The sequence below is a fragment of the Domibacillus iocasae genome, from assembly GCF_001750285.1.
Lineage (GTDB): Bacteria > Bacillota > Bacilli > Bacillales > Domibacillaceae > Domibacillus > Domibacillus iocasae.
On sequence record NZ_MAMP01000022.1, the window covers coordinates 486,892 to 513,415 of the forward strand.

Here is a 26,524-nt window from a genome sequence, read left to right on the forward strand (position 1 = left end):
TAATAAAACCATCTAAGATTGCCGGCTCCAGTGGGAAGGGGTTAAAGGAATGAAAGGATGGACTGGTTTTGGTGTTATCGGCATCACCCTATTAACGATCACCCTTGATTTGTGGATCGTACAAGGACGGCATGTTCCGCTTATTTGGGCGCTGCTGATCATTCCATGCTTGCTGCTTATTCATACATATCCAACGTGGAAAGCGTCCATTTTCATCGGCTTGTTTTTTTCTTCCATTAAATACGGCATTGAATTAACGATTGGCCATTGGTCCACGGAGGAATCTATTTATTTGATTGGCGGCTCGGTTATGAATACGGCCATTTTTTATACAGCCGTGTTTTTCCGTGTACGTTATGAGGAAGTGCTTGGGAAATTAAAAAAGTTGACGCACGTGGATGCGTTAACGGGGTTACATAATCGGCGCTTTTTTGAAGAACATATGACTGAATCACTTGAACAGTCTCATCAAAAACAACGCCCTCTTTTACTGATCCTGCTTGATTTGGATCACTTTAAAAAAGTGAATGATACGTATGGCCACGTATGTGGAGATCTTGTATTAAAAGAAACGGGAGCCGCCATCCGCCGAAACATCCGCATGACTGATGTTGTTGTGCGTCTCGGCGGAGAAGAATTTGCGGTGATCAGCAAAGACCTTACCCTGGAAGAAGGGATTGCTATGGCCGATCGGGTCGTGCAGGAGATTGAAAAGTTAAACGTCATTTACAAAGAAAAAGCGGTACCGGTGACAACCAGCGCCGGCATCGCGATTCATGAAGGAGAGACCATTCAGGCGTTTATCGACAAAGCGGACCGGGCATTATATGAAGCAAAACGGACCGGTCGTAATCGGCTGGTCGTCTCTTAGTGATTGGCCCGAATCGCCTTTTTTGCTTCTTGGTCGGCCTTGTTTTGCTTAGATGGAATCCATTTTACGAAAAATAGCGGAAACTCGTCTGCCAGCGTTAAAATTGTTTGAAGCAGCGGCTTATAGACCGATTTGTGAATGTATTCTTTTTCAATGGCGGCGACGACAGTTTGTGAGTCGCTTCTGAGTGAGATCGTCTGGGCGCCTCGTTCTTTGCACAGCTCAAGCGCTTTAATGACGGCTGTAAATTCGGCTTCGTGTGTATCCATTTCGCCAAGCGGGATGGAAAAGCGTTCTGTTTTGCCGTCCCAGCGAATAACAATACCTGCACCAGCAAGGCCTGGATCGCCGGTAGACGCTCCGTCTGTATATACTTCAAACATATCGATTCCCCCGATCTTTTCTTTCTTATTTTAAAGAATGGAGGCAGCGAAATGCAAATGACAATCCGTTTTATCTATGACTTTAAAGGTGTGAAGACCACGTTCACGTCCGATCCGGTTGACCGGAATCTCGTATTAAAGACAGCGGATGACTTGCTGAAAACCGGCCGTGTCAAAGAAGTCAATGTAATCGATGAACTTGGTCAGGAATGGTCGCTGAAGGAGTTTAAAAAATTAAACGAACAGCTGGACGAAGAACCAGAAAAGATTACGGTTTTATTTGATGGCGGATTTGATGCAGCATCGAACCGTGCCGGTGTTGGAACCGCCATTTATTATTCAAAAGGCGGCAAACGATACCGGCTGCGTGAAAATGCCGAACTTGCCGGCCTTGAATCCAACAACGAAGCAGAATACGCGGCACTTTATTTTGCAATGCAAAAACTGGAAGATATTGGAGTAAAAAGCCAGCCCGTCACCATTACAGGGGACTCCCTGACTGTATTGAATCAGCTGGACGGCGACTGGCCATGCTATGAAGAAAGCCATGCCCGGTTTCTCGCAAGGATTGAGGAAAAACTTGCCGCAATGCGAATTAAGCCACTTTACAAACCGGTCGATAGAAGGCACAATAAAGAAGCTGACCAGCTTGCGCGGCAGGCGCTTGAAGGCACAGCGATCTCAAGTCACGCTGAGATTGGAACTTAATGGGAAAGGTAGGTGCCACGTTTTGAGCCGAACAGAGTTGCTGCTCGAAGTGGAAGATCTATTGAATACGTACTGCAAAGACTGCCTCGTTAAAAGCACACTGCGCAAAGAAAAAGGCAAACTTGCTGCCCATAAATTTTGCATTACCGAATGCACCATCGGGGAAAAATTAAAACAGTACGGAGATAAGCTTTCTTAAGCCGGCTGAAGTCCGGCTTTTTTCTTGTTTGCACGTCGAGGTTATAGTACACTTTTAATGATGAGAATGTCAGGGGGAATATCCTTATGCCGACACCGAGTATGGAGGATTACATAGAACAGATTTATTTGCTGATTGATACCAAAGGATACGCGCGTGTATCGGACATTGCAGGCGCCTTGTCGGTTCACCCGTCAAGTGTGACAAAAATGGTTCAGAAGCTCGATAAAGACGAATACCTCGTCTATGAGCGGTATCGCGGGCTTGTGTTAACGGCAAAAGGGCAAAAGATCGGCCAGCGGCTTGTGGAGCGGCACGATCTCCTAGAACGGTTTCTGTCGGTGATCGGAGTGGAGGAAACACATATTTATGAAGATGTAGAAGGGATTGAGCATCATTTAAGTTCCGATTCTATTAACCGGATTGCGGACTTGATTGAATACTTTGAAGAAGATCCCGCGCGCATTGATGCGTTAAAAAAGGTAAATGAACGAAACAAAGAATAAATCCGTCCTGTCTCAGGCGGATTTTTTCCAAAAATGGAGGAGGAGTCATACATGAAGATTTTAAAAATCGAACCGACGCCGAGCCCGAATACGATGAAAGTCATTTTAGATGAAGAGCTCGCAGCAGGCAAAAGCACGAACTACAAGCCGGACAATGCTGAAGGGGCGCCGGACATCATTCAGGCGATTTTAAAAATTGACGGGGTAAAAGGCGTATATCATGTTGCCGATTTTATCGCGCTTGAGAGAAACGGGCGTTACGACTGGCAAAACATTTTGCCAAACGTCCGTGCCGCATTTGGCGAAACAGACGCGGAAGAAAAAGAAGCGAAGCCGCTTGAGAACTTTGGGGAAGTCGAAACGTCTATTCAAGTGTATAAAGGCGTGCCGCTGCAGTTAAAGCTTGTTTCGGCAGACGCGGAAAAGCGGGTGGCGCTGCCGGATTATTGTCAGGAGGCATTTGCGGAGCTGACAAAAGACGGCGATAATTATATTTTAGAACGGAAATGGCAGGAATTTGGTATCCGCTACGGGGATCTCGACACCATTGCACCTGAATTATTAGAAGAAGTGATGGCGGCGTATCCGAAAGAGCGCGTCGAACGGCTGGTGGAAGCGGCGAAAGCAGGAGGCCCGCTCGTGCAGCATAAAGAGCATGGTGTAAAGCCGGATAAAGACGCATGGCTCGCGGAGTCTGACTGGCGCACACGCTATCAGCAGCTGGAGCAAATGCCGGATCCGGATTTGAACGATATTCCACTTCTGGAAGCGGCGCTGGGTGATGAAAAAGCCGCGATTCGCCGTCTTGCGGTTGTATATGCCGGTATGATTGAGGATAAACGCATTTTGCCGGTATTGTACAAAGCGCTTGATGATCCGGCTGTCACAGTGCGCCGGACAGCCGGTGACTGCATGAGTGATCTCGGATTTTCGGAAGCAGCAGAGGCGATGACGAAGGCGCTGCTGGATAAAAGCAAAATCGTCCGCTGGCGCGCGGCGATGTTCTTGTATGAAGTGGGAGACGAACATGCGCTGCCGGCGTTACGCGAAGCAGCCGATGATCCGGAATTTGAAGTGAAAATGCAGGTGCTGATGGCCATTGAACGAATTGAAGGTGGCGAAGAAGCAAAAGGCTCGGTTTGGAAACAAATGACCGAAGCCCGCAAACAATAAAAGGGGGAAGAAAAAATGAATGCATATGAAGAATACATGAAACAAATGGTTGTGCCGATGCGTGCGGAGCTGACAAATGCCGGCTTTCAAGAGTTAACAACGGAAGAGGAAGTTAATGCGTTTATGGAGTCCGCAGAAGGAACGTCACTTGTGGTCATTAATTCCGTCTGCGGCTGTGCGGCAGGCCTTGCCCGGCCAGCAGCTGTGCAGGCGTCAATGAACGAGCATGCACCGGATCGCCTCGTGACCGTTTTTGCCGGACAGGACCGCGAAGCGACAGCGGCAATGCGGGCATGGATGCCGGAGTTTGAACCGTCGTCCCCGTCCATGGCGCTCCTAAAAGGCAATAAAGTCGTTCATTTTGTGCACCGCCACGAAATTGAAGGCCATGACCTCGGCGCGATTATTGGAAATTTAACCGCGGCTTTTGATGTACATTGCCAGTGATTGTGACAACATCCCAGCGCGCAGACGCCGCCGTCAAGCAAAAAGCGGCGGCACTCGCGGATACATTTGGGGTTTTATATGTAGAACGCAGCAAGCAGCCGGTGAACAAGCTGGCTGCTTTTTACGAATGTCCAGTGCTGCTTGTTTCAAAAGAACGGCTCGAGCTGCACAGCGGCGAAGGAAACCCATTCTTTTTTCATCCGGGTTCCGCGATGTTCCGCGTAAAGCGGCTCTTAAGCGGCGGGCAGGATGAACTGGTGAGCACATGCGGCCTTGAGCCGGGTATGTCATTTTTAGACTGCACGATGGGTCCGGCAGCTGACAGCATTACAGCCTCCGCAGCGGTTGGGAAATCCGGCCATGTTCATTCAGTGGAAGCAAATCCGTTTATTGCCCACATTGTCCGGGAAGGCCTGACATCGTGGACGGACGGGCCGATGCCGTTACTCCAAGCGATGCAAAAGATTGATGTCGCTGCAGCCGATTATCACACGTATTTAAAAAACGTGCCGGACGCGTCATTTGACGTCGTGTATTTTGATCCGATGTTTGAAGAAACTGTCGATTCAAGCGGCATCGCGCCGCTCCGTTCATTTGCGTCTTATTCTGATTTGACGATGGAGGCAGTAAATGAAGCAAAAAGGATTGCAAAGAAACGGATCGTGCTGAAAGATCATTTTCGCTCTGAGCGATTTGAGAAATTTGGATTTACCCAGCATATCCGTAAAACGTCCAAATTTCATTTTGGTGTGATAGAGAAATGAACTTTTTCAGTAACCTGGACGAGCGGGCAGATATGATCGACGGAGCGCAGAGCGGTAAAGTTGAGCGCAGCGCCTGCCCCATGGAACGCGCAGCCCCGCGAATGCCGTTATTTCGTTGCCTGAGCTAAACGCAGTTCTCATACCCTTTTTCTGAAAAGCAAGATGTAAAATCATTTATTTCACTTATATAAACAATGAATAACACCCAATAATTTTGGATGTAAGATATAATAGAATAGTTAAATTACGGCGAGGTGAGATAAGGGTGGAAAAGCATCCTGAAAGAGCTTATTTGGATTTATTGGAGCATATTTTAGATAATGGCGTGAAAAAGGAAGACCGGACTGGGACAGGTACGCTAAGTGTATTTGGTTACCAAATGCGTTTTGACCTGTCAAAAGGGTTTCCATTATTAACAACAAAAAGAGTACCATTCAGCTTAGTGGCAAGCGAATTGCTGTGGTTTATTAAAGGGGATACGAATATTCGTTATTTGCTTCAACATAATAACCACATTTGGGACGAATGGGCTTTTAAGAGATGGATAGAATCAGATGAGTATGATGGTCCTGATATGACGGATTTTGGTCGACGCTGCCTTGTAGACGAAGAATTTAATAAGTTGTATCAAGCCGAAATGCAAACATTTTGTGAGCGGGTTTTAAATGAAGATGAATTTGCAAAAAAATACGGCGAACTTGGAAATGTATACGGGAAACAATGGCGCAATTGGACATCGTCTACTGGCGAAAAGATTGATCAATTACAAGATGTCATTGACCAGATAAGAAATAATCCAGATTCCCGTCGTTTGATTGTAAACGCATGGAACCCGGAAGATGTAGTAAATGCGGGGCAAAAAGGAAGCAAAGCTGCTTTGCCTCCATGTCATGTGATGTTTCAGTTCTTTGTGGCAAATGGAAAGCTGAGCTGCCAGTTAATGCAAAGAAGCCTCGATTCGCTACTTGGATGTCCGTTCAATGTCGCTTCCTATGCACTATTAACCCATCTAATTGCACACGAATGCGGCTTAGAGCCAGGGGAATTTGTTCACAGCATTGGGGATGCCCATATCTACTCTAACCATCTTGAACAAGTAAAAGAGCAGTTATCGCGCGAACCGAGGGAATTACCGACTCTTACGATTAATCCAGAGAAGAAGTCTTTATTCGATATTGAATTAGAAGACTTGAAAATTGAAGGATACAACCCGCATCCAGCTATTAAAGCTCCAATTGCGGTGTGATAATAGAAAAGACAGGACAGCTTGCATGTTCTGTCTTTTTTAATTTTGTGTTGTTAAGGGAACAAAAAGGTCTAATTGATGGATATAAATTCCTTAATAGCCTATTATAAATTAAATAATGTAAAAAAATAATCCCTATTTCTACTATGAAAAGGCAGGAGCAGGTAATTCACCGATTTTCATGCGAAGTAAACTATATGGTTTTTGTCGCAGGTCTTTTCCATAATGAAATCTTGCCTGCCGATGTAATTGGTTCACAATAAAATATAGGTATTGATCCGGACCAATCGAAAAAGTATCCGGCCATAAAATTCTTGGATCATGTGCGATGGTTTCCATTATGCCATTCGGCAATATCTTTCGAATACTGTTGTTTTCATAGTCTCCAGCATAAATGTTTCCTTTTGCATCGGTGATCATGCCATCAGACGCACCTTTTTCACCCCAATACCCCACATGATAAAGTAAATCCATGTCCAGTATAGTTCTGTCTCTTAGGACTTCTGTTGAGATCGAAAACAGATGACGACTGGTTAGTGGACAAAAAAATAAAATCTTTCCGTCGGGAGAAATCGCTATACCATCAGACGCCAATCTAAATGGAGAAGTTGAGCCATCTTTATTTCGATTCATCAAAATTTTGCCTTCTACTTTCGGTAAAAGATAGGGATCGGGTGAAGTTGAATTTGCTCCATTTAACCGTCTAAACGCGTCTCCATTATCCAAATCTACGACGATAATAGCTCCGGGCCCTTTGGAAGAAGAATCAGTTATATATGCATAACCGGCTTTTCCAACACGAAAATCAAATCGAACATCATTCAGATAAGTTGTTGGCAGGACAATATCTTCTGTAAAGGTATATACTCTTCTTATTTTATTGGTTTTTAAATCAACAGCGACTAATTTTGCCCCCCCTTTAATAGGTTCAGAAAAGTTTGGTGCCGCTGTATCTAATATCCAAAGCGTTCCCCGGCCATCAGCAACTACACTTTGGACACTGATGAAAGACATTGTAATATTCTCGGGGTTAACCATATTGATTTCTAAACTAGGATATGGCTGCAATTTATCCTCAACAATTTCCGCCACCGTAAATTTAACGTTATCTCCCCATTTCGGAAAGCAAATAAAAATACGACCGGTTTCTGAAACACTAACACCTGTAGGCATAGCTCCATAAAAGGCATAAACCAGTTCCAACTTACCGAAATATTTTTCGAAGGGTAATATAGGCTGCATGATATCCTCCTTAACAAATTCGAACGGGATATCATCTATATATGATTAAAATTTTTTCTGGTGCCTGGTTCTTAATAAGTTTTTCTGTTCAAATGTAGTTTTAATTGATTGTTTTCGCAATTTTATTGTTTTAAATTCAAATTAAATCCCAACTATTTCAGTTGAAATGGCTTTTATCTATTCACTGTTGTTTATGTAGATGATCATCGTGAGTTGTGTCAAAACTTATGTGGTGTTATTCTTTTTTACTCAACATTTTCAGTCTACTGTTGAGTAACTACGTGTTAATTCATTCCACTTTCCTTTGAGCGAAGACAGCATGCAATTCGAGATGGAATAGGCCTTGCTGTCCATCTGTATATTCAGCCGGCTCCGGCGGACACTTCAAGATACACCGATCCGGCCTATACCTCTTATTCTCTATGTAAGGGTTCGAAAATTTTTCTGCGATCAGAAGGAGAGAACAGCCATGATAACTAAAAAAGGAAAAAAGGTAAAAGATCGTGTATACGTTACTGTTAGGTGCAAAAAATACAGGGTGCCAAAATTGAAACAAGCTCTCGATGCCACATATCCACAGTCTATCGATTTTGTAAACGACCTGTCAGACCGACTTGTCTATGGCATCCAGTTGTTTGGAAAAATAGCTGGCAAGGCTTCGCCCGATTACCCGGCCGATTCGTAATCCCTCGCTACTGTCGATTGGAAAGTGAACGCCTCCATATACACGCGAACTCGCACATTCTTCCGCAAGCTTCTGCAACTGATTTCGTTTAGCTGGAAAGAAGTAGCTCAACAGTTCGGCCAGCATCCCTGCTACAGTAGAATGCCCTGAAATATAGGAAGGCTGGCGGGGGGTGGGTAGAAATGCCGGCAGCGGGCGGCCCAGCTGATTTGGCCGCGCTACCTTATAGCGATACTTAACTGTCGAGCAAACAATCAGTGCATCATTGATTGCTCCTGGAATAAGTACAAGAATACGTCCATCCCCTGGAGCGGATGAAGATACCAGCGGAAGAGGTATCTGAAGGGTTGCATAAATATCAATTAAGCGATCCATAATCGGTGTCTGTTGTTTCGTGACATGCATTGTCCCCCAGTATTCAGCAAGCGCTTTTTGTTTTGTGGTCAGGTTTTTTAGCGTTTTCTGCACGAATTTCAACTCGCTGTCCCAATCAATCGTAGTAGGATGCTTGACTTGTGGCAGCGGGTTTCCGGCTGGATCTGTGAACCAGTTATTTTCATCCCTTTTTAAAAAAACGAGCGGCCAAGAAGGATTGAAAGGCTCCTCATGTTCAAAGTTCGATGGCGGGGACGCTTCGCCCGGATAAGGAAGCTGAGACCAGAGTGGATAAGTTACTTGAAAGCCTGGGAGAAAACCAGGGAAGCCGGGAAGGTTTCGGTTCATCTTTCTTCACCTCCTTTTGTTCCTTATTGTTAGGATATGAGTATAATCTTGTATTGCTTAGGATACGGAAGTATTAAATCAATTTTTGTTTTAGAGTGAAGGATCAAAAAATATGGCTCCGGCTTTTCGACGTTTTGAGGTATTTCCTAATTAAAAGTACAAGGGCTTATCGATCCTCTGTATTCGTGATGGGTAAGTAAGAACGAGCGCGTTTCACGGAATGATGGATAGAGATGCGGATTGGCTCTTATTCCGAAAAGATACACAATTGCCGGGATAGAGTCATTCAATTATAAAAGGTTACGTGAAGTATTCAACTGATGGACTTTACCGAAATTCTAAACTAACTTGTTTACAGTAAATAACCTCGCAACAGGTTCAGCAGTTTTTTACTGTCTAAAATTTTTGGGGAATCCCCTTTAACATTGCTGGTTATTATTTAATTGCCAATGAATGCGGTCTTGATGTGGGAGAGTTTGTTCATATAATTGGCGACGCACACATTTACACAAATCACATTGAGCACGTGAAAACGCAGCTGGCCTGTTAGCCAAGTGAGCTGCCGGCGCTTGATCTTAAAAAGGAAAATCATTGTTTGAGATGGGACTTGACGACATAAAGCTGTACGATCCGCACTCCGCGATTAAAGCTCCTGTTGCAGTGTGAAAACCGGCCTCGTGCCGGTTTTTTGTGCGATTTTCAGCATAAGGAACGAAAGCGTTAAGGTTTTGTGCGACTTTCCGCTGATGGAGCGAAAATGTCGTGGCGAGGTGCGATGTAAAGGAAAAGCGGACGAGTTATGCGTGGCCTGGTGCGAAAAGAACAGCATGGCGTGCGAATTGGCAAATATGGTACGATGGGATGAGAAAATAAGGGGAAAGAAAGGAAGAAGATTTCATGATTTCATTTATTTGGGCAGAAAGCAAAGGCGGCGTGATTGGGCTCAATAACAATCTGCCGTGGCGTTTGCCGGAAGATTTACGTTTTTTTAAAAGAACAACACTCGGCTTTCCAATTGTAATGGGGCGAAAAACATTCCAATCGTTCGGAAGCCGGCCACTGCCACAACGGGAAAATGTCATTTTAACGACCGATTCATCTTTTAAAACGGAAGGGGTTACTGTTGTTCATTCCGTAGAGGACGTTTTAAAAATGGCAAAGGAGCAAGATCTATTTATTATCGGCGGCGCCAACGTATTTAAGCAATTTTTGCCGCATGCGGATCGTTTATATGTAACGAAAATTGAGGCCGAGTTTAACGGAGATACGGTTATTGATTTTATTCCGTGGAAAGAGTTTCAGGAAACGTCCTGTACAAAAGGAGAAAAAAATGACGAAAATCCGTATGATTATCATTTTTGTGTGTATGACCGGGTAAGGTCATGATCCGTCTTATCGTTTTTTTTGGTTATTTGATTGTGACCTTGATTGGTCTTATTCCTAAAATGCTTCAATTTAAAAAAATCGATCCGGCGCTTCCGGCGGCGGATCGGGATGCGTGTATTCATCCGATCGTGAAAAAGTGGAACCGCGGCGTTGTCAAAATGGCGGGCGCACATGTGCAGGTGAACGGGGAGCATCACGTGCCAGCGGGCGCTGTCATGTTTGTAAGCAATCATGAAGGAGACTTTGATGTGCCGGCGTTTATCGGCTATATTGACAAGCCGTTCGGGTTTGTGGCGAAAACGGAAATGAAAAAAATTCCGCTCTTAAGCACATGGATGGAGCACATTCACTGTTTGTTCTTAAACCGGAATGACCGGCGTGATGCGGTGAAAATGCTTCGCGAAGGCGCGTTGATTTTGGAAAAAGGACATTCACTTTTTATTTTCCCGGAAGGAACACGGAATAAGGGCGGCGAATTAAAGTCATTTAAAACCGGTGCATTCCGAATGGCAAAAGACGCAGGAGTGCCGATTGTACCAGTTGCGATTAAAGGAACAGCCGATGTGTTTGAAAATAATACAGGTAAAAAATTAACGCCCGCGCGCGTCAACGTTACGATCCTGCCGCCGCTCATGCTGTACAAACATACAAGTGCGGATTTAAAACAGGTCGCAGCGGATGTACAGAAGCGAATTGAAGCTCAGCTCGCAAAAATGCAGTAAGTTTATGGTATTGAAAAAATTCTTGCTTTTCTGTTATTATTCGACGATAATGAAAATTAATTTACTACATAAAAGCGTTTAAGCAAAAAAGAGGGGGCGTTTTTTAATGAGCAAGTGGAAATGGATGATGTCAGCCGGTGCGGCAGCGATGATGCTCGCAGCATGCGGAGGCGGCGAAGAAGAAGCGGGAACAGAGTCAGGCGGATCGCCAGAAGGTGAAACGTATAAAATCGGTGTGACACAAATTGTCGAGCATCCGTCACTTGATAATGCGTACGAAGGCTTTAAAAAAGGATTGGAAGAAGCAGGCGTATCGGCTGAGTTTGACGAGCAGATCGCACAGGGTGACCAAAACAATAACCAGACGATCGCTCAAAACTTTGTAGCGGACGGCGTTGATTTAATTTTCGCTAATTCGACACCAAGTGCAACAGCAGCGCTGAACGCAACGAAAGATATTCCAATCGTGTTTACATCTGTAACAGATCCGGTTGCGGCTGGACTTGTAAAAGATACAGAAGCTCCGGGTGGCAATGTAACAGGAACTGTGGACTTGCATCCGGATGCGATCTCTAATACCGTGAAATTTATGGCAGAAGAATTTGATGGAAAAAACGTCGGCATTATTTACAATGCTGGGGAACAAAACTCGGTTGCCCAGGCTGAGCAATTGGATACTGTCTTAACAGAAAACGGCTTAAAGATGGTTCCGGTTACCGTTTCAACTTCTTCTGAAGTAAAACAAGCGGCGGAAAGCTTAATCGGCAAAGTCGATATGTTCTACATTTTCACAGACAACACGGTTGTTTCAGCGCTTGAGTCCGTTATTCAAGTCGCAAATGATGAAGACCTTCCTTTATTCGTAGGAGAGAAAGATTCGGTTGCCCGCGGCGGGTTTGCGGCATACGGATTTAATTACGAAGACATCGGCAAAGAGGCCGGAAAAATGGCAGCCCAAATTTTAAAAGGCGAAGCAGAAGCGGGTGAACTGCCAGTCTTGCCGCCGCAGGATTTAAAGCTCGTTATTAATGAAACAGCTGCGGCAGAAATGGGTGTCGAGGTTAAAGAAGAATGGAAGCAGAATGCAGAGATTGTAAAATAAGCGGAAAAGGCGCGCCTTCACCAGGCGCTCTTTTCATGCGTATAGGAGGATTTTTTTATGATGACAGCGATGTTTGGCGCCGTGGAATCGGGCGTCATTTACGCGATCATGGCGCTTGGTGTTTATTTGTCGTTCCGGGTGCTTGATTTTCCCGATTTGACGGTAGACGGAAGCTTTGTCACAGGCGGCGCGGTTGCGTCGATCATGATTGTAAATGGAAGTGATCCGTTTATTGCTACTATTGCGGCTCTCTTTGCCGGTTTTTTGGCAGGCTGTGTGACCGGCATTTTGCATACAAAAGGAGGCATTAATCCGCTCCTGTCCGGGATCTTAATGATGATTGCCCTATACTCAATTAACTTGCGTATTATGGGTAAGCCGAATGTGCCTCTTCTTGCGGAAGAAACGGTTATGACGAAAATCGACAACTGGTTTGCATCAGACTGGAGCATTTTATTGTTTATGCTTGTTGTGACACTGATTATTAAGTTCATTACTGATTTATTCTTAAAAACAGAAGTCGGTTTAAGCTTGCGGGCTGTTGGCGACAACGAAGGCATGGTACGCAGTTTTTCAGCGAACACAGGGTGGATGAAAGTACTTGGACTCGGGCTTTCCAACGCGCTTGTTGCTTTTTCAGGTGCACTTGTGGCCCAGTATAACGGCTTTAATGACGTTGGTATGGGAATTGGGATGATTGTGATTGGCCTCGCTTCCGTTATTATCGGCGAAGCGGTGATTGGTCATTCTTCAATTGCCCGGGCGACACTTGCGGTTATAGTTGGTGCGGTGCTGTACCGGATGATCGTGACGCTTGCCTTGCGGATTGAATTTTTGGATACAGGCGATATGAAGCTTATTACAGCAATTATTGTTATTATTGCCCTTGTTTTGCCAAAAATACTCGACCGGCAAAAAGCGGCGGCGCGGAAGAAAAAACGGCTTCAGCAGTTAGGAGGCAACGCGAATGCTTGAAATGACACGTATTTTTAAAGTGTTTTATGAAGGCACACCTGATGAAAAAATCGCTTTAAATAAAGTTGATTTATCGATGAAACAGGGTGATTTTGTGACCGTCATCGGCTCAAATGGTGCCGGTAAATCGACGCTTATGAATGTTATTTCGGGAAAACTATCACCGGACATGGGCACCGTCATGATTGACGGCACCAACATGACGAACTTGGCCGAGCATAAGCGCGCCTTGAAAATCGGCCGTGTGTTTCAGGACCCAATGGCAGGAACGGCTCCGACCATGACGATTGAAGAAAATTTGGCACTGGCGTACAACCGGACCAAAAAACGGACGCTGTCGCTCGGTGTGACCAAAAAACGACGCGATTTTTACCGGGAAAAGCTTGAAATGCTGCACCTTGGACTCGAAGATCGTCTTCAGGCAAAAGTCGGCTTGCTTTCAGGTGGGGAGCGGCAGGCGCTGTCGCTTCTTATGGCGACGTTTACCGATCCGAAAGTTTTGTTGCTTGATGAACATACAGCGGCACTTGATCCGTCGAGGGCGGAGCTGATTACGAACTTAACGAAAGAAATCGTTGACCATCTAGGGCTGACGACGCTTATGGTCACGCACAATATGCAGCAGGCGCTGGATTTAGGCAATCGGCTGATCATGATGGATAAGGGTCAGATTATTTTCTCAGCCACTGAAGAAGAAAAAAAGAAATTAACAGTGGAAAAACTGCTGGCCGAGTTCCAGAAAATAAAAGGCGGCGGGGGCTTAAGCGACCGCTCATTGCTTTCGTAACTGGAGAAGAAGACACGTGTCTTCTTCTTTTTTGTGAAACGGGTTAATAAGGTAGGAAGAATGGATAAAGAATAGTAAAATGAAAGCATCATCACGTTGAATGGCAGGAAAGAAGGGATTTTTATGGGCAAAATTAAAATTGTAACAGACTCCGCGCTTGATATGACGAGTACGGAACTAAAAGAAATGGGCATTACGATGGTGCCGCTTACTGTACTTGTAAATGGAGAAACGTATTTAGACAGTGTAGAAATTTCGGCTGAAGAATTTTTATTGAAGATGGCAGACGCCAAAGATATGCCAAAAACATCGCAGCCGCCAGTGGGCCGCTTTTTAGAAGTATTTGATGAACTTGGCGCGGATGGAAGCCAGATCATTTCGATTCATATGACAAGCGCCATGAGCGGCACGTATCAATCCGCGAAGCAGGCGGCGGAAATGTCATCATCAGATGTGACGGTTGTAGATTCCCGTTACATCTCTAAAGCGCTGTCTTATCAAGTGTTAGAAGCGGCGCGAATGGCACAATCGGGTCATTCTGTTGAGGAAATTACGGATCGGCTTGATGAAGTGCGTGCGCAAACGAAACTGTACATTATGGTCGACACGCTTGAGAATTTAATTAAAGGAGGACGGATTGGCAAAGCGCAGGGCTTTATCGGCTCGCTGTTAAACATTAAACCGATTGCGAACTTGGATACCGGAGCTCTTTCCCCTGTCACAAAAGTACGCTCGCATGCAAAAGGCATTAAATTTTTTGTGGATCAATTAGGCGAAGAGTTAAAAGGAAAAGAACTCATTCATTTTTCGCTCGTTCACGCCGGCAATAACAGTGCCGCGTTTTCAGAAAAGCTGAAAGAAGAAGTGGCCAAAATGACAGGTTTCAAAGATATCGATATTTGTATTACGGCACCGATTATTTCCGCTCATGCAGGACCGGGTGCTGTTGGGATTATGTACCAGGCAAAAAACATATAAACCTAATAAAAAAGGAGTGTCCTGAATGTTTATATCAGGGCACTCCTTTTCATATATATAGAATTAGTGAAGCGGCAAAGGGCGAAGTGTCACTTTAATAGACTGTGGCATTTTGAATTCAGCCTGGGCGGATTTTAAATAAAGGTACATTGCTTTTCCGCGGCCTGCGTTTGCGGAGTGAATGGTAATGCGTTCCGCAAACAGCTGATGCTCCACCATGAGCTGCACTAAAACAAAGCCGTTTTGTGTTTTGCTGACTAAATCATGATCGAGCGAAAGGTGCCCGATCTTTTCAGTCGAAAGTAATGTGAAACATTCAGCGATCGTTTCAACCAGTGTATGATCAGGAGGACATGTGCGATAGTCATCAAGAAAAACATTGATACTCATTTTATCAATCCTCTTTTGTTCGACGTATATACATTGTACCATACTTTGGAATTTTATACGAATAAAAAAAGACGCCTTTTAAGCGCCCGGTAGTGGAGTTGGAGTAGGTTCTGCGTATCCTTCACTATATGTGTTATCAATAAGTGTGCGAATTTCTTCTGGAGATTTGCCTTCTTCAGTCATGACAGCGGCTGTCGCAGCGATTTCAAGACAGACGCCGCAGCGTGTGCCGTGATCGTCCCACGTAATTTCATCGCCGTTTTGTTCCGCAATAAAGCAGTTTAAGTTGCTTTTGTGCCCGGCCGATTCTCCACAGCCGCAGTAGCATGGCATTTGGTCAAGTACGTCCGCATGTTTGGCGGCAGCTAAATAAATCGCGCGCATATTGTCATCTTTATCATCTAAAAAAGACGGCAGTGTGTCCGCCGATGCGGTCATCTCCTGCAAGTCGCCATTTTCTGCAGTGTGCGCAGTATGGCTTTCGTGTGATTGGGCTTCGTCTTCGTTTCCGCAGGCAGCCGCAAAAGGAATCGCCATCGTAAGGACGATTACGGATAATTGTTTTTTCAACAGATAGTGCTCCTTTCAAATAGAAGAATAACGGAAAAACTGATATAATCATACATTGAAAAGCAATTACTTTCAACTGTGCGAGGAACGTGATACGATTTAGATTAAGAAGAGGTGACCGCGGTGAAACGGGTAATGGCGGGCATAGCTCTGGCCATGATGCTGGCAGGATGCGCGGACGAAGTACAAGAAACGGCGGCGCCAAGTATTCCGCAAAATGTAGATATTGTGTCGATTGGCGATTCGTTGACGCAGGGAGTCGGCGACAGCACAAATTCAGGCGGCTATGTGCCGTATTTGGAAGAGCAGCTGGAATCGCTCGATGAAATAAAAGACGCCTCGTTTGTCAATTACGGCAAGCGGGGCAATCGAACCGACCAGCTTATTAAAAGGCTGGAGCAGGAGGAAATTCAAGCGGACATCAAAAAGGCCGACATTGTCATGATCACAATTGGCGGCAATGATGTGGTCAAAGTTGTGAAAGAAAATTGGTCTCATTTAACAGTTGATACGTTTGAAAAAGAAGAAGACGGCTATGCGGAGCGGATTCAAACTGTTTTAGAAACCGTTCGTGCAATTAATGAAGATGCCGGGATTGTCCTCGTCGGCATATACAATCCATTCGGCCGCATTTTTGTTGATACGGATGACGATGAACTGATTGTCCGGACGTGGAACGAGCGGGCGGATGAAGTGGCCGCTTCAATGGACCGGACGATATTTGTAAACGTCGAGACAATTTTCGGTGAAGGCAGTGACGGGTTGTTTTTCGAAGACCAGTTTCATCCAAATGATATCGGGTATGAACAAATGGCGGGCCGTATTTTTGATACCATTAACGGCGATCCGCTTGAGGAGCTGACTAACAATAAAATAGTTTTTCCAAATGAGGGATCAAATTGACGAAGTGGAAAGTGGCCTTTTTTTTATTATTATTCAGCATCATTGCCGTGATTGGGCTATTGGCCATGCTGATTTTTCTTCCATCGGATGTGGAAAAACCGGTGGTGGCAGAAGTGGAAGGCGAAACAGCATTTCATGTAACGTCGTCAAAGGCGGAGCTGAATCAGCTTGTGAACTATTTTTTAGCAGAAGAAGCCGCCAATGCCCCGATTGACTACGACGTTTACATTGGCGACGATGTAGAATTATACGGATCTTTTCCGGTATTTGGAACAGATATTGATTATTACATGACGTTTGAGCCGGAAGCGCTGGAGGATGGCAACATCGTTCTTCGCCAAAACGGGCTGCGCGTTGGGCTGCTTGATATTCCAGCCTCATATGTGCTGAAGACAGCAGACAGCGCATATGCGTTTCCTGAGTGGGTACATGTCGTACCGAACGAGGAACGGATTTATTTATCACTTGCGGAAATGCGGCTTGATAACGGCATGCGTGTAAAAGCCGAATCATTTAACTTGGAAAAAGATGATATTCAATTTGCGGTGCTTTTGCCGGAGAAGGCCGCTGAATAGGAGGCAGGAAAGATGGAAAAAGCAATCTTTGCAGGAGGCTGTTTTTGGTGTATGGTCAAACCATTTCATGAGCAGCCGGGTATTGAGGCCGTTATAAGCGGCTATACAGGAGGCCATACGGAAAACCCCACATACGAAGAAGTGTGCAGCGGGGCAACCGGCCACATTGAAGCCGTTGAGATTACATTTGATCCGGACATCTTTTCATATGAAAAGCTGCTTGGCGTGTTTTGGATGCAAATTGACCCGACGGATGTGACCGGCCAGTTTTACGACCGGGGCCGCTCATACATGCCGGCTATTTTTTACACAACGGATGAGCAAAAAGAACTTGCTGAACAATCCAAAAAAGAACTAAACGCAAGCGGACGGTTTCACAAACCGATCGCGGTACAGGTCCTTCCGGCCGAAACCTTTTATCCGGCGGAAGAGTACCATCAAGATTATTACAAGAAAAATCCGGCGCACTATAACGCGTATCAAACGGGTTCCGGGCGCGCCGCTTTTATTCAATCACACTGGAGGGACATTAAATGAACAAAGAAAATTTAAAAGAAACGCTTTCCCCGATGCAATATAATGTGACTCAGCAAAACGGCACAGAGCCGCCATTTCACAATGAATATTGGAATGAAACAGCGGATGGCATTTACGTGGATCTTGTCTCCGGCAAACCGCTTTTTTCATCAAAAGATAAATACGATGCGGGCTGCGGCTGGCCGAGCTTTACAAAGCCGATTGAAGATGCGGAAGTACTTGAAAAACGGGACACGTCACATGGCATGATCCGTACCGAGGTCCGCAGCAAAACAGCGGATTCGCATCTTGGCCACGTTTTCCCTGACGGACCGGTAGAAGCAGGCGGTCTGCGCTACTGCATGAACTCCGCCGCGCTCCGCTTTATAAGGAAAGAAGACTTGGAGGCGGAAGGATACGGCGAATACAAAGACCTTTGCTAAAAGGTCTTTTTTTTTGAGGAGGAGACTTTATGCACAAATCGTTTTATCATTATTTAATGAAATATAGAGAAGAACCGCCGCGTGACGAGTTGGCGGCGTTTGCAAACGCGGCATTCGGCGACCATTCTTTTCCGAAAACAGCCGATTCCTATGATGTGCTGAGCCGCTATTTGGAAATGGACGTCGATTATTTGCCGACGATGAGCGTGTTTGATACGGCATGGGAAAAATATGAGCAAGATGAATTAAACCGCTGAAACTTTTTTTCGTTTCTATGCGTAATAGAGTTATTACCACGAATGGAGTGATGCGGAATGGCGTTATTTAATAAAGCATTGGCAAGCATCGGAATCGGAAATGCAAAAGTGGACACAAAGCTTGAAAAAGCGAAATATACAGCAGGTGATGTGATACGCGGCATTGTCGAAGTCAAAGGCGGCAATGTAGCACAGGATGTCGATTCTATTTATGTCGCGGTCATGACAACGTATGAGCGTGAAACAGATGACCGGAAAGTAACTGACGAAGCGGTCGTTATAAAAGAAAAGCTGAATGAACCGTTTACGATCAATGCCGGGGAAACACGCGAATTTCCACTTGAAATGACACTTCCGCATGAAACACCTGTGACAAAGGGGAAAACACGCGTCTGGGTCGCAACCGGGCTTGATATTAAGCAGGCCGTAGATCCGTCTGACAAAGACTTTATTGAGGTACAGCCAACCGTTATGGCAGAAGAAGTGCTGGATGGCGTTCGTTCACTTGGATTCCGTCTCCGTGAAGTGGAATGCCAGCACGCCCGCCTGACCAGCTATCCATTTGTGCAGGAGTTTGAATTCGTTCCGGTAACCGGAGCGTATGCAGGCAAGCTGGATGAACTTGAAGTCACATTCTTGCAGCAATCGAAAGACGAAGTAAATGTGCTCCTGCAAGTAGATAAGCGGGCACGGGGGCTTGGCGGCTTTTTATCGGAAGCGATGGGCACCGATGAAACGAATGTCCGTCTGCGTATTAAGCGCCAGGAGCTTTCGCAGGTGCGTTCAAAGCTCGACGAGACAATCCGCCGCTTTGCATGATAAAATAATGAGGCTGAATAACTCGAATGAAACGCGCAGTACGCGTCCGGGTGAGCAAATGTTTTTATGGAGGAATTTTGAATGAGTGTACACATTGGTGCAAAACAAGGCGACATTGCCGAAACGGTCCTGCTTCCAGGCGATCCGCTTAGGGCGAAATACATTGCCGAAACATTTTTGGAAAATCCGGTCTGTTATAACGAAGTCCGGGGCATGTTAGGCTATACCGGAACATATAAAGGAAAGAAGGTTTCTGTTCAGGGAACCGGCATGGGTGTTCCGTCCATTTCAATTTACGCAAATGAATTGATGCAAAGCTACGGGGTGCAAAATTTGATCCGGGTTGGAACATGCGGCGCCATTCAAAAAGACGTCAAAGTGCGTGACGTTATTTTAGCGATGACATCTTCAACCGATTCAAGCATGAACCGCGTAACCTTCCCCGGCATCGATTACGCGCCGACAGCTAACTGGGAACTGTTAAAAGCGGCGTTTGATGCTGGAACAGAAAAAGGCTTGCACATGAAAGTCGGCAATGTATTTACAGCCGATCAATTTTACAATGACAACGCGGACCACGCAAAATGGGCACAATACGGTATTTTGGCAATCGAAATGGAAACGACGGCTCTTTACACGCTGGCTGCCAAACACGGCCGTCGTGCGCTGTCTGTCCTGACGGTGAGCGACCATATCATTACCGGCGAAGAAACGACATCGGCAGAACGCCAGACAACGTTTAATGAAATGATCGAAGTGGCGCTTGAAGCGGCGGTTCAGTCGTAATGAAAAAAACGGTTTTAACATTGGCGGCTGCAGTCCTGCTCTCCGGCTGTACTCCCGCTGAAGAAGAACCCGCAAAAGAAACGGAACAAACCGCGCCGGCGGCAGAAAAAGAAGCTGGTCCTGTCATTGACGCATCGTATTTCAATGAATTGAAAGAGGTGGACGGTGTGCAGGTTATCCAAAACCCGGAAAACCCGCTCGTGCTCGTGAATAAAGAATTCGCGCTGCCATCTGATTACACGCCGCCGGACCTTATCCGGCCGAATGTGCAATATTCATTCGGCGACCAGGACATTGAAAAAAGCTACATGAGGCGTGATGCCGCAGCAGCGCTTGAAACATTGTTTAAAGGTGCTGAAGAAGATGGCCAGTATTTGTTTGCCGTCTCAGGCTACCGTTCATATGACCGCCAGAAAGAAATTTTAGCGGCAGGAGCTGCCTCAAGCAGTGAACAAGAAGCGTTAAAGTCGATTGCACCGCCTGGCATGAGTGAGCATCAGTCGGGCCTTGCGATGGACATTTCCTCGGAAAGCAACGGATTTGAATTAAACCAGTCCTTTGAAGAAACCGAAGAAGGCCAATGGCTGAAAGATCATGCCCACGAATACGGCTTTATTTTGCGCTACCCAAAAGGAAAAGAAGACATTACCCAGTACATTTATGAACCGTGGCATTTCCGCTATGTCGGGCGTGATGCGGCGACATTGATTTATGAAAATGACTGGACATTGGAAGACTATTTTAAAGAAATGAAGCCGGCAGAATAAACTGCCGGTTTTTTTTCTACGGTTTTTATTTTCCAAAATACGCGAAAACTGCTAAAATGAGATGATCAGTGTACAGAGATGTAGAAAGCGGGGAACAGAATGGAAGAAGAAAAGCCGGAACAGGGCCATTACGTCAAAATAAAACGGTTTCCGTTTATTATGATGATTTTTGCGCTCGTGTTTATTACGGCGGCGGTGACCACAATTACGCTCGCTTTCGGTGACGAGAAAGCAGTCGATGTCGGTTCACCGGCCCGGTCAGAATTCAATAAATTGTATGAAGCATATGACAAAATAAAAAGCACGTATTATGAAGAGGTGGATCAGGAAACGCTCGTCAACGGTGCCATCAACGGCATGATTGATTCACTTAAAGATCCATATTCAGATTATATGAATGAAGAAGAAGCATCCCAGTTTCATGAAGACGTCTCAAGCTCGTTCCAGGGCATTGGAGCGGAAATTCAAGAGCAGGACGGCTTTATTATGATTGTGTCTCCGATTAAAGGATCACCGGCCGAAAAAGCGGGCTTAAAGCCGAATGACATGATTTTGTCCGTTGACGGAAAAAGCATTCAAGGCATGAGCGCGTCAGAAGCCGTGCTTTTAATTCGCGGGGAAAAAGGAACAAAAGTGACACTGGAAGTACAAAAAGCGGGAACAGAAAAGCCACAGGACATTACGATCGTTCGTGACGAGATCCCGATTGAAACCGTTTATGCAGAAATGGGTAAAGGCGGCATTGCCCACATTCAAATTACGAGCTTTTCAGACCACACAGCAGAAGAGTTGAAAACAGCTCTTGTGAATATGGAAAAAGAAGGAATGAAAGGCATCGTATTAGATCTTCGCCAAAATCCGGGCGGCCTGCTTGATCAGGCGATTGAAATGGCCAACTTGTTTGTACCGGAAGGCAAAAACATTCTGCAAGTAGAATCCGGCGGTGAAAAGCAGGCGTATAAAGCAGAAGGCGGCGAAAAAATCGAATTGCCGGCCGCTGTGTTAATTGACAGCGGCAGTGCGAGCGCATCGGAAATTTTGGCCGCGGCGTTAAGTGAATCAGCGGGTATTCCACTGATTGGTGAAAAATCATTTGGTAAAGGAACGGTTCAGTCTGCAGAAGATTTCAGCGATGAGTCCAACCTGAAGCTGACAACAGCAAAATGGCTGACGCCAAACGGCACGTGGATTCACGAAAAAGGCATTACGCCGGACACAGCTGTCGCACTTCCGGATTACGCTAGCTTAACGTATATTAATCCGGAATCCGAGCTGAAGCTTGAAATGTTGTCAGATGAAGTGAAAACGGCCGAACAAATGCTGACGGCACTTGGCTACAAACCAGGCAAAGCAGACGGCTATTTTGATGAATCAACGGAAAGTGCAGTTGAAGAATTCCAGGAAGCGGCCGACATCGAAGCGACCGGCATTTTAACGGGCGCATCAACGACGAAGCTGATGGAAAATCTGCGCTTGAAACTTGAAGAAAACGATACGCAGCTGAAACGGGCGGTCGAATCCGTGCAAGCGAAAATCAAATAAGGTCAAAAAGGATGTCTTCCGGGAGCGGGGGCATCCTTTTTCTTTTGCAAGCGAACAGTATAAATAAAAAATAAGCGCGATGTCTAGACAGAAAGTGTCTTTCCGCATACAATAAATGCTGTGAGTAAAGGAAGGGGGGTCTTGGGAGGCTGGCAGGCGCTTTATCGAGCGCTTTGGAAAGGGAGCACGTTTTCAGATGCTGATGAAGCAGTGGGAAATGAGCTGTTAGATAAGTTGAATCATCCACGGCTCCGTAAAACACCGGAGACCAAGTTTTTTGAAGCGGTGCGCCGTGTAAACGATTCGTCATTATCCGACTCGGAGAAAATGACCCTTATCCATGCATATATCCAAGGCCTTGAAAAAGTAAAACAAAAGACTGATTTTATAACCTGTGCGTATAAAATAAAAGCATTGAAACTGAGGGGGGAATATGAAATGACAGGATTCATCATCACAGCGGCGGTTTTAACGGCTGCTTTGTTGATTGGTTATAAACGGTATTGGCCGGTCAATGTGAAGCGCATTTTGCCGGATGAGGTGGCCGGTCATCCCGTTATTGATGTACGGGACTGGCAGGAAGCCAATCGTCTGCCTCTTGCAGGCGCGGAGCATATTCCGTGCGGCTATATTCCGCGTAACGCGGATAAATTCGGCGGTCAGGAAGTTTACATTGCGGCCGCATCAGCGGTGGAACGGAACTTTTCCGTTCGATTGCTGAAAAAATACAACATTCATGTAAAAGGGTTTATTTGCATGAATGAATCAGTGTAAGCCGGTGCTAAAGCATCGGTTTTTTAAATTTGTCAGCAGAATATCCCTTCGTTTACGATAATAGAGAAGAATGAGGGTATTGTTTGCCCGGCATGAAGGAACGGGGTTGTGGGCGGATTATTTTGGTTTTAACCGGATGGAAACGGCGCCGGGATGGGATGGACTGCTCTGCATTTGTGGCGGCAAAAACAGGGCTTGCTTCATTAATGAAGACGATTGCGCTTGAAGAAACATCTTATGGCATTACGGCCACAGGTGGCATTGCAGGCTTGCGGAAAGAACAGGATGTTTCCGCGGCCAGTGAATATGCGCTGATCCTCATGTACCTGTCGGCCGTCCAGAAACCGGCGGGCAGGGAAAATATTTTCGCACTTGAAAATCAGCTTTGATTTTTAAGGAGTACAAAGTAAAATGGGTCCATTCTGGACGAAAGAAGGAACAGTTGATGAAAAAGAAACATCTTGAACCAGGGGCTATTCTGCTTCTTATCTACTTAAGTGTCATTTTAATAGGTACTCTGCTTCTAAAGCTGCCTGTTTCTGAAAACAGACCGCTTTCCTGGACGGATGCCCTGTTTACAGCGACATCCGCCTTTACGGTAACCGGTCTTGCGGTGGTTGATACGGGATCAGAATTTACGATTTTGGGGGAGATGGTGATTCTGCTTCTTATTCAACTGGGTGGTCTCGGTATTATGTCCTTTTCCGTCATTGTATTTGTGCTGCTCGGCAAGCGCATTGGCATTAAGCAGCGCCTGATCGTTCAGCAGGCGCTCGGTCAGCTGCATTTTGGCGGTGTTGTGAAACTCGTGCGCAACCTGCTGCTGTTTTCCATTGCGATCGAATTGATTGTCGCCTGTTTTTTAGCAATCGACTGGGTGCCACAGTATGGTTTTGTAAACGGTATGTACTACAGCATTTTTCATTCTGTCTCCGCGTTTAACAATGCGGGCTTCGGGCTTTGGCCAGACAACATGGTGCAGCACGCGGACAGCTTAATCGTTACAATCGGCATCACCTCTCTTATTATTTTGGGCGGTCTCGGTTTTACAGTGCTTGTTGACTTATATGAACATCGCTCTTTCCGGAAATGGTCGCTTCACACGAAAATTATGATAACGGCGACAGCTGGACTGAATGTGTTTGCGTTTATCATGTTTTATTTACTGGAGCATACAAACAATAACACAATTGGCGGCATGCCGCTGTTCGACCAGCTGCAGGCCTCCTGGTTTCAAGCTGTGACAACCCGGACCGCCGGCTTTAATTCGATTGATATGGGCGCCATTAACAGCCAAACGGCGTTTTTTATGATGATGCTTATGTTTATCGGCGCCGGCAGCGGGTCTGCTGCCGGTGGCATTAAGCTGACGACGTTTATCGTGATGGCGGCCGCAATGATTACATACATTCAAGGGAAAAAAGATATTCATATGTTCCGGCGGACGATTAAGCCAGAATACGTTATACGTGTATTGTCCATTACGATGATCGCTTTTTTTACGGTCATGACAGGGACATTTTTAATTAACGTCGTTGAGGATTTGCCGTTTTTACCGCTCATGTTCGAAGCGATGTCGGCATTTGCGACGGTCGGGCTATCGATGAACTTGACGCCCATCCTGTCTGACCTCGGCAAAGGTATTTTAATTGTACTGATGATTATGGGGAAAGTCGGGCCGCTGACTCTCGCGTATATATTTGCCAAAAAACACGATACTCATTTTAAATATCCGTCTGAGGACGTGTTAACAGGGTAACCTCTCTTTTACAGAGAGGTTTTTTTGTGCTGGTGAGTGGACACAGATTCAGCATCACCAGACCAAAAATAAAGAAACACACATCACGCCTCCAAGCGTGATGTGTGTTTCTTTTGAACCATGCGGAGCCGTACAGAAAGTGTAATGGCGCCGCACGTAAGGCCCGTGATAAGACCGATCCAGTAGCCGTACGGTCCCCAGTCGGTCCAACGGGCAAGTGCCCAGCCGAGCGGGAGGCCGATCACCCAATAGCTGATCATCGTCATCATAAAGGTGACGTTGACATCTTTATAACCGCGGAGTGCCCCTTGAACCGGCGCCTGCACCGCATCGGACAGTTGGAAAATGGCGGCGAACACTAAGAAGCCGGCTGTCAGCTCCAGCACTTCCGAATCGGTTGAATACAAGTGTGCAAATGTATCGCGGAACGTAAAGATGACAACGGTGCCGACGACCGCAACGCCAATCGCCATGAAAATGCCGATGAGACTGTAGCGGCGGGCGTCATGAAACCGGCCAGCTCCGACTTCAAAACCGATCACAATCGTGAGCGCCATCGACACACTCATTGGAATCATGTACGTCAGTGAAGAGAAATTTAACGCTGCCTGATGAGCGGCAATGACATTCGTGCTGTATTCACTCATGAGCAGTGTCACAGCAGAAAAAATGCTTGTTTCGAAAAAGATCGACAAGCCAATCGGAAGACCGAGCACCAAGATTTCTTTCCATTTTGAAAATGTGGCGCGTGGCAGCCTATAAAACAGCCGGTATGTTGAAAACGGCTCGTGACGCCAAACAATCCAAGCGGCTAAAATGAAAATAAGCCAATACGTAACCGCCGACGCATAGCCGGAGCCGACCCCACCGAGTTCCGGGAAGCCGAATTTTCCGTAAATGAGCACGTAGTTAAACGCGACATTCAGGGGCAGCGCCATCAATGTAATCATCATCGATGTGCGGGTCTTGCCAAGCGCGTCAATAAATCCGCGCAGCACGGCTGTTAAAAAAAGCGGCACGATGCCGAACGACAGGGCGATCACATACTCAAACGCAATCCTCCGAACATTTTCATCCAAATTCATCAATCCAAGCACCGGCTCAAGCAGCAAAAAACCGAGCGCGTACGTTGCAGCAGAAATGACGAGTGCCACATACACCCCCTGCATGACGGAAAAGGAAACCTTTTCCCGCCGGCCTCCGCCAATTAAATGCCCGACGATTGGCGTAATTGACAGCAAAATCCCGCTAAGGCCGGTATATACAGGCATCCAAAGCGAAGAGCCGACTGCCACGCCGGCCAAATCATCCGCGCTATAGCGGCCTGACATGATTGTATCGAAAAATGTCATTGAAAACATGGCGATCTGCGTCACCATGATCGGGATTAAAATGTATAAAAATTGGCGTACCTTCGCACGCATAGTAGCCGTTTCAATCAACTTGATCAACTCCTTCACCGGAAAATAGTATAGCACAAAAATGGTCTGGAAGATCGAGATAAAAGGTATATTGACAAGTAATAA

Annotated in this window: 32 protein-coding genes and 1 pseudogene; 27 read left to right on the forward strand and 6 right to left on the reverse strand. The window is 45.9% G+C overall.

The genetic code is table 11. The features are described from left to right. The first annotated feature begins 49 nt into the window (after positions 1-49). Positions 50-871 carry a GGDEF domain-containing protein gene (locus tag BA724_RS13270; protein ID WP_069939122.1) on the forward strand — a complete coding sequence of 274 codons (822 nt, stop codon included), beginning with the start codon at positions 50-52 and terminating at the stop codon, positions 869-871. On the opposite strand, the gene BA724_RS13275 is transcribed toward BA724_RS13270, so the two are convergent. Then, positions 868-1,254: a reverse transcriptase-like protein gene (locus BA724_RS13275; RefSeq protein ID WP_069939123.1), complete on the reverse strand. Its 387-nt coding sequence runs from the start codon at positions 1,252-1,254 to the stop codon at positions 868-870. The two genes, BA724_RS13270 and BA724_RS13275, sit on opposite strands and share 4 nt — an antisense overlap. A 51-nt stretch (positions 1,255-1,305) precedes the next feature. Here BA724_RS13275 and BA724_RS13280 point away from each other — a divergent pair, with 51 nt between their 5' ends. The 7 genes from BA724_RS13280 (at position 1,306) to BA724_RS13310 (ending at position 6,297) form a co-directional block, all read left to right on the forward strand. Then, positions 1,306-1,962, forward strand: a complete 657-nt coding sequence (locus BA724_RS13280) for a reverse transcriptase-like protein (protein ID WP_069939124.1) — start codon at positions 1,306-1,308, stop codon at positions 1,960-1,962. A 22-nt stretch (positions 1,963-1,984) separates the two neighbouring features. Then, positions 1,985-2,161 (forward strand): zinc-finger domain-containing protein, encoded by a 177-nt coding sequence (locus BA724_RS13285; protein ID WP_069939125.1) that lies wholly within the window; start codon positions 1,985-1,987, stop codon positions 2,159-2,161. Positions 2,162-2,247: 86 nt separating this feature from the next. Next, positions 2,248-2,667, forward strand: a complete 420-nt coding sequence (mntR, locus tag BA724_RS13290; protein WP_069939126.1) for a transcriptional regulator MntR — start codon at positions 2,248-2,250, stop codon at positions 2,665-2,667. Positions 2,668-2,718: 51 nt separating this feature from the next. Then, positions 2,719-3,840, forward strand: coding sequence for a conserved virulence factor C family protein (locus tag BA724_RS13295; RefSeq protein WP_069939127.1), 1,122 nt, complete (start codon positions 2,719-2,721; stop codon positions 3,838-3,840). 15 nt (positions 3,841-3,855) lie between these two features. Further along, on the forward strand, positions 3,856-4,287 hold the full coding sequence (locus tag BA724_RS13300; RefSeq protein WP_069939128.1) for a BrxA/BrxB family bacilliredoxin: 432 nt from the start codon (positions 3,856-3,858) through the stop codon (positions 4,285-4,287). Continuing rightward, positions 4,284-5,051, forward strand: a complete 768-nt coding sequence (locus tag BA724_RS13305) for a class I SAM-dependent methyltransferase (protein WP_069939129.1) — start codon at positions 4,284-4,286, stop codon at positions 5,049-5,051. The genes BA724_RS13300 and BA724_RS13305 overlap by 4 nt, the downstream gene beginning before the upstream one ends. Positions 5,052-5,316: 265 nt before the next feature. Beyond that, on the forward strand, positions 5,317-6,297 hold the full coding sequence (locus tag BA724_RS13310) for a thymidylate synthase (protein WP_069939130.1): 981 nt from the start codon (positions 5,317-5,319) through the stop codon (positions 6,295-6,297). Positions 6,298-6,441: 144 nt separating this feature from the next. On the opposite strand, the gene BA724_RS13315 is transcribed toward BA724_RS13310, so the two are convergent. Further along, on the reverse strand, positions 6,442-7,539 hold the full coding sequence (locus tag BA724_RS13315; RefSeq protein WP_069939131.1) for an L-dopachrome tautomerase-related protein: 1,098 nt from the start codon (positions 7,537-7,539) through the stop codon (positions 6,442-6,444). Positions 7,540-8,143: 604 nt separating this feature from the next. Beyond that, a complete protein-coding gene (locus tag BA724_RS13320; protein WP_069939132.1) occupies positions 8,144-8,947 on the reverse strand; it encodes a phosphatase PAP2 family protein in 804 nt (267 codons plus the stop codon). A gap of 403 nt (positions 8,948-9,350) precedes the next feature. On the opposite strand from BA724_RS13320, the pseudogene BA724_RS18050 reads away from it, so the two are divergent. The 7 genes and pseudogenes from BA724_RS18050 to BA724_RS13350 all read left to right on the forward strand — a co-directional run. Next, positions 9,351-9,613, forward strand: a pseudogene (locus BA724_RS18050) (thymidylate synthase); the annotation flags it as partial. A gap of 231 nt (positions 9,614-9,844) precedes the next feature. Then, the gene (locus BA724_RS13325) at positions 9,845-10,333 is read left to right on the forward strand and encodes a dihydrofolate reductase (RefSeq protein WP_069939133.1); all 489 of its coding nucleotides are present in this window, start codon (positions 9,845-9,847) and stop codon (positions 10,331-10,333) included. Then, complete coding sequence (locus BA724_RS13330; protein WP_069939134.1) at positions 10,330-11,055, forward strand: lysophospholipid acyltransferase family protein; 726 nt, start codon at positions 10,330-10,332, stop codon at positions 11,053-11,055. The genes BA724_RS13325 and BA724_RS13330 overlap by 4 nt, the downstream gene beginning before the upstream one ends. A gap of 106 nt (positions 11,056-11,161) precedes the next feature. Next, complete coding sequence (locus BA724_RS13335; protein WP_069939135.1) at positions 11,162-12,157, forward strand: ABC transporter substrate-binding protein; 996 nt, start codon at positions 11,162-11,164, stop codon at positions 12,155-12,157. A 57-nt stretch (positions 12,158-12,214) separates the two neighbouring features. Next, positions 12,215-13,132 (forward strand): ABC transporter permease, encoded by a 918-nt coding sequence (locus BA724_RS13340; protein WP_069939136.1) that lies wholly within the window; start codon positions 12,215-12,217, stop codon positions 13,130-13,132. Then, positions 13,125-13,919, forward strand: coding sequence for an ABC transporter ATP-binding protein (locus tag BA724_RS13345; protein ID WP_069939137.1), 795 nt, complete (start codon positions 13,125-13,127; stop codon positions 13,917-13,919). The genes BA724_RS13340 and BA724_RS13345 overlap by 8 nt, the downstream gene beginning before the upstream one ends. A gap of 123 nt (positions 13,920-14,042) precedes the next feature. Further along, on the forward strand, positions 14,043-14,897 hold the full coding sequence (locus BA724_RS13350) for a DegV family protein (protein ID WP_069939138.1): 855 nt from the start codon (positions 14,043-14,045) through the stop codon (positions 14,895-14,897). Between the two features lie 63 nt (positions 14,898-14,960). Here BA724_RS13350 and BA724_RS13355 read toward each other — a convergent pair whose 3' ends face one another. Together BA724_RS13355 and BA724_RS13360 are read right to left on the reverse strand one after the other, a co-directional pair. Continuing rightward, entirely contained in the window at positions 14,961-15,287 is a 327-nt protein-coding gene (locus tag BA724_RS13355) for a cyclic-phosphate processing receiver domain-containing protein (protein ID WP_069939139.1), read from the reverse strand. A gap of 78 nt (positions 15,288-15,365) precedes the next feature. Next, positions 15,366-15,857, reverse strand: a complete 492-nt coding sequence (locus BA724_RS13360; protein ID WP_069939140.1) for a PCYCGC motif-containing (lipo)protein — start codon at positions 15,855-15,857, stop codon at positions 15,366-15,368. Between the two features lie 123 nt (positions 15,858-15,980). On the opposite strand from BA724_RS13360, the gene BA724_RS13365 reads away from it, so the two are divergent. The 12 genes from BA724_RS13365 (at position 15,981) to BA724_RS13420 (ending at position 24,998) form a co-directional block, all read left to right on the forward strand. Next, complete coding sequence (locus BA724_RS13365) at positions 15,981-16,760, forward strand: GDSL-type esterase/lipase family protein (protein WP_069939141.1); 780 nt, start codon at positions 15,981-15,983, stop codon at positions 16,758-16,760. Beyond that, complete coding sequence (locus BA724_RS13370) at positions 16,757-17,335, forward strand: YpmS family protein (protein WP_169818552.1); 579 nt, start codon at positions 16,757-16,759, stop codon at positions 17,333-17,335. The genes BA724_RS13365 and BA724_RS13370 overlap by 4 nt, the downstream gene beginning before the upstream one ends. Before the next feature lie 12 nt (positions 17,336-17,347). Next, positions 17,348-17,872 (forward strand): peptide-methionine (S)-S-oxide reductase MsrA, encoded by a 525-nt coding sequence (msrA, locus tag BA724_RS13375; RefSeq protein ID WP_069939143.1) that lies wholly within the window; start codon positions 17,348-17,350, stop codon positions 17,870-17,872. Then, the gene (gene msrB / locus BA724_RS13380) at positions 17,869-18,294 is read left to right on the forward strand and encodes a peptide-methionine (R)-S-oxide reductase MsrB (RefSeq protein ID WP_069939144.1); all 426 of its coding nucleotides are present in this window, start codon (positions 17,869-17,871) and stop codon (positions 18,292-18,294) included. The genes msrA and msrB overlap by 4 nt, the downstream gene beginning before the upstream one ends. Before the next feature lie 29 nt (positions 18,295-18,323). Continuing rightward, positions 18,324-18,551: a YozE family protein gene (locus BA724_RS13385; RefSeq protein ID WP_069939145.1), complete on the forward strand. Its 228-nt coding sequence runs from the start codon at positions 18,324-18,326 to the stop codon at positions 18,549-18,551. A 57-nt stretch (positions 18,552-18,608) separates the two neighbouring features. After that, positions 18,609-19,370: a sporulation protein gene (locus tag BA724_RS13390; protein WP_069939146.1), complete on the forward strand. Its 762-nt coding sequence runs from the start codon at positions 18,609-18,611 to the stop codon at positions 19,368-19,370. Positions 19,371-19,451: 81 nt separating this feature from the next. After that, positions 19,452-20,156 carry a purine-nucleoside phosphorylase gene (gene deoD / locus BA724_RS13395; protein ID WP_069939147.1) on the forward strand — a complete coding sequence of 235 codons (705 nt, stop codon included), beginning with the start codon at positions 19,452-19,454 and terminating at the stop codon, positions 20,154-20,156. Continuing rightward, positions 20,156-20,923, forward strand: coding sequence for a M15 family metallopeptidase (locus tag BA724_RS13400; protein WP_069939148.1), 768 nt, complete (start codon positions 20,156-20,158; stop codon positions 20,921-20,923). Before deoD ends, BA724_RS13400 begins: the two co-directional genes overlap by 1 nt. A 99-nt stretch (positions 20,924-21,022) precedes the next feature. After that, a complete protein-coding gene (locus BA724_RS13405; RefSeq protein ID WP_069939149.1) occupies positions 21,023-22,465 on the forward strand; it encodes a lmo1851 family serine protease in 1,443 nt (480 codons plus the stop codon). A 141-nt stretch (positions 22,466-22,606) separates the two neighbouring features. After that, a complete protein-coding gene (locus BA724_RS13410; protein WP_069939150.1) occupies positions 22,607-23,239 on the forward strand; it encodes a hypothetical protein in 633 nt (210 codons plus the stop codon). Positions 23,240-23,322: 83 nt separating this feature from the next. Then, entirely contained in the window at positions 23,323-23,628 is a 306-nt protein-coding gene (locus BA724_RS18900; protein ID WP_069939151.1) for an SDR family oxidoreductase, read from the forward strand. A 56-nt stretch (positions 23,629-23,684) separates the two neighbouring features. Further along, complete coding sequence (locus BA724_RS13420) at positions 23,685-24,998, forward strand: TrkH family potassium uptake protein (protein ID WP_069939152.1); 1,314 nt, start codon at positions 23,685-23,687, stop codon at positions 24,996-24,998. A gap of 83 nt (positions 24,999-25,081) precedes the next feature. On the opposite strand, the gene BA724_RS13425 is transcribed toward BA724_RS13420, so the two are convergent. Further along, positions 25,082-26,440: an MATE family efflux transporter gene (locus tag BA724_RS13425; RefSeq protein ID WP_069939153.1), complete on the reverse strand. Its 1,359-nt coding sequence runs from the start codon at positions 26,438-26,440 to the stop codon at positions 25,082-25,084. Positions 26,441-26,524: the final 84 nt, after the last annotated feature.

Coding starts and splice junctions, on each gene's coding strand:
- BA724_RS13270 (WP_069939122.1), top strand. CDS start 50: ATGAAAGGATGGACTGGTTTTGGTGTTATCGGCATCACCCTATTAACG.
- BA724_RS13275 (WP_069939123.1), bottom strand. CDS start 1,254: ATGTTTGAAGTATATACAGACGGAGCGTCTACCGGCGATCCAGGCCTT.
- BA724_RS13280 (WP_069939124.1), top strand. CDS start 1,306: ATGCAAATGACAATCCGTTTTATCTATGACTTTAAAGGTGTGAAGACC.
- mntR (WP_069939126.1), top strand. CDS start 2,248: ATGCCGACACCGAGTATGGAGGATTACATAGAACAGATTTATTTGCTG.
- BA724_RS13295 (WP_069939127.1), top strand. CDS start 2,719: ATGAAGATTTTAAAAATCGAACCGACGCCGAGCCCGAATACGATGAAA.
- BA724_RS13300 (WP_069939128.1), top strand. CDS start 3,856: ATGAATGCATATGAAGAATACATGAAACAAATGGTTGTGCCGATGCGT.
- BA724_RS13315 (WP_069939131.1), bottom strand. CDS start 7,539: ATGCAGCCTATATTACCCTTCGAAAAATATTTCGGTAAGTTGGAACTG.
- BA724_RS13320 (WP_069939132.1), bottom strand. CDS start 8,947: ATGAACCGAAACCTTCCCGGCTTCCCTGGTTTTCTCCCAGGCTTTCAA.
- BA724_RS13325 (WP_069939133.1), top strand. CDS start 9,845: ATGATTTCATTTATTTGGGCAGAAAGCAAAGGCGGCGTGATTGGGCTC.
- BA724_RS13330 (WP_069939134.1), top strand. CDS start 10,330: ATGATCCGTCTTATCGTTTTTTTTGGTTATTTGATTGTGACCTTGATT.
- BA724_RS13335 (WP_069939135.1), top strand. CDS start 11,162: ATGAGCAAGTGGAAATGGATGATGTCAGCCGGTGCGGCAGCGATGATG.
- BA724_RS13340 (WP_069939136.1), top strand. CDS start 12,215: ATGATGACAGCGATGTTTGGCGCCGTGGAATCGGGCGTCATTTACGCG.
- BA724_RS13345 (WP_069939137.1), top strand. CDS start 13,125: ATGCTTGAAATGACACGTATTTTTAAAGTGTTTTATGAAGGCACACCT.
- BA724_RS13350 (WP_069939138.1), top strand. CDS start 14,043: ATGGGCAAAATTAAAATTGTAACAGACTCCGCGCTTGATATGACGAGT.
- BA724_RS13355 (WP_069939139.1), bottom strand. CDS start 15,287: ATGAGTATCAATGTTTTTCTTGATGACTATCGCACATGTCCTCCTGAT.
- msrA (WP_069939143.1), top strand. CDS start 17,348: ATGGAAAAAGCAATCTTTGCAGGAGGCTGTTTTTGGTGTATGGTCAAA.
- msrB (WP_069939144.1), top strand. CDS start 17,869: ATGAACAAAGAAAATTTAAAAGAAACGCTTTCCCCGATGCAATATAAT.
- BA724_RS13385 (WP_069939145.1), top strand. CDS start 18,324: ATGCACAAATCGTTTTATCATTATTTAATGAAATATAGAGAAGAACCG.
- BA724_RS13390 (WP_069939146.1), top strand. CDS start 18,609: ATGGCGTTATTTAATAAAGCATTGGCAAGCATCGGAATCGGAAATGCA.
- deoD (WP_069939147.1), top strand. CDS start 19,452: ATGAGTGTACACATTGGTGCAAAACAAGGCGACATTGCCGAAACGGTC.
- BA724_RS13400 (WP_069939148.1), top strand. CDS start 20,156: ATGAAAAAAACGGTTTTAACATTGGCGGCTGCAGTCCTGCTCTCCGGC.
- BA724_RS13405 (WP_069939149.1), top strand. CDS start 21,023: ATGGAAGAAGAAAAGCCGGAACAGGGCCATTACGTCAAAATAAAACGG.
- BA724_RS13420 (WP_069939152.1), top strand. CDS start 23,685: ATGAAAAAGAAACATCTTGAACCAGGGGCTATTCTGCTTCTTATCTAC.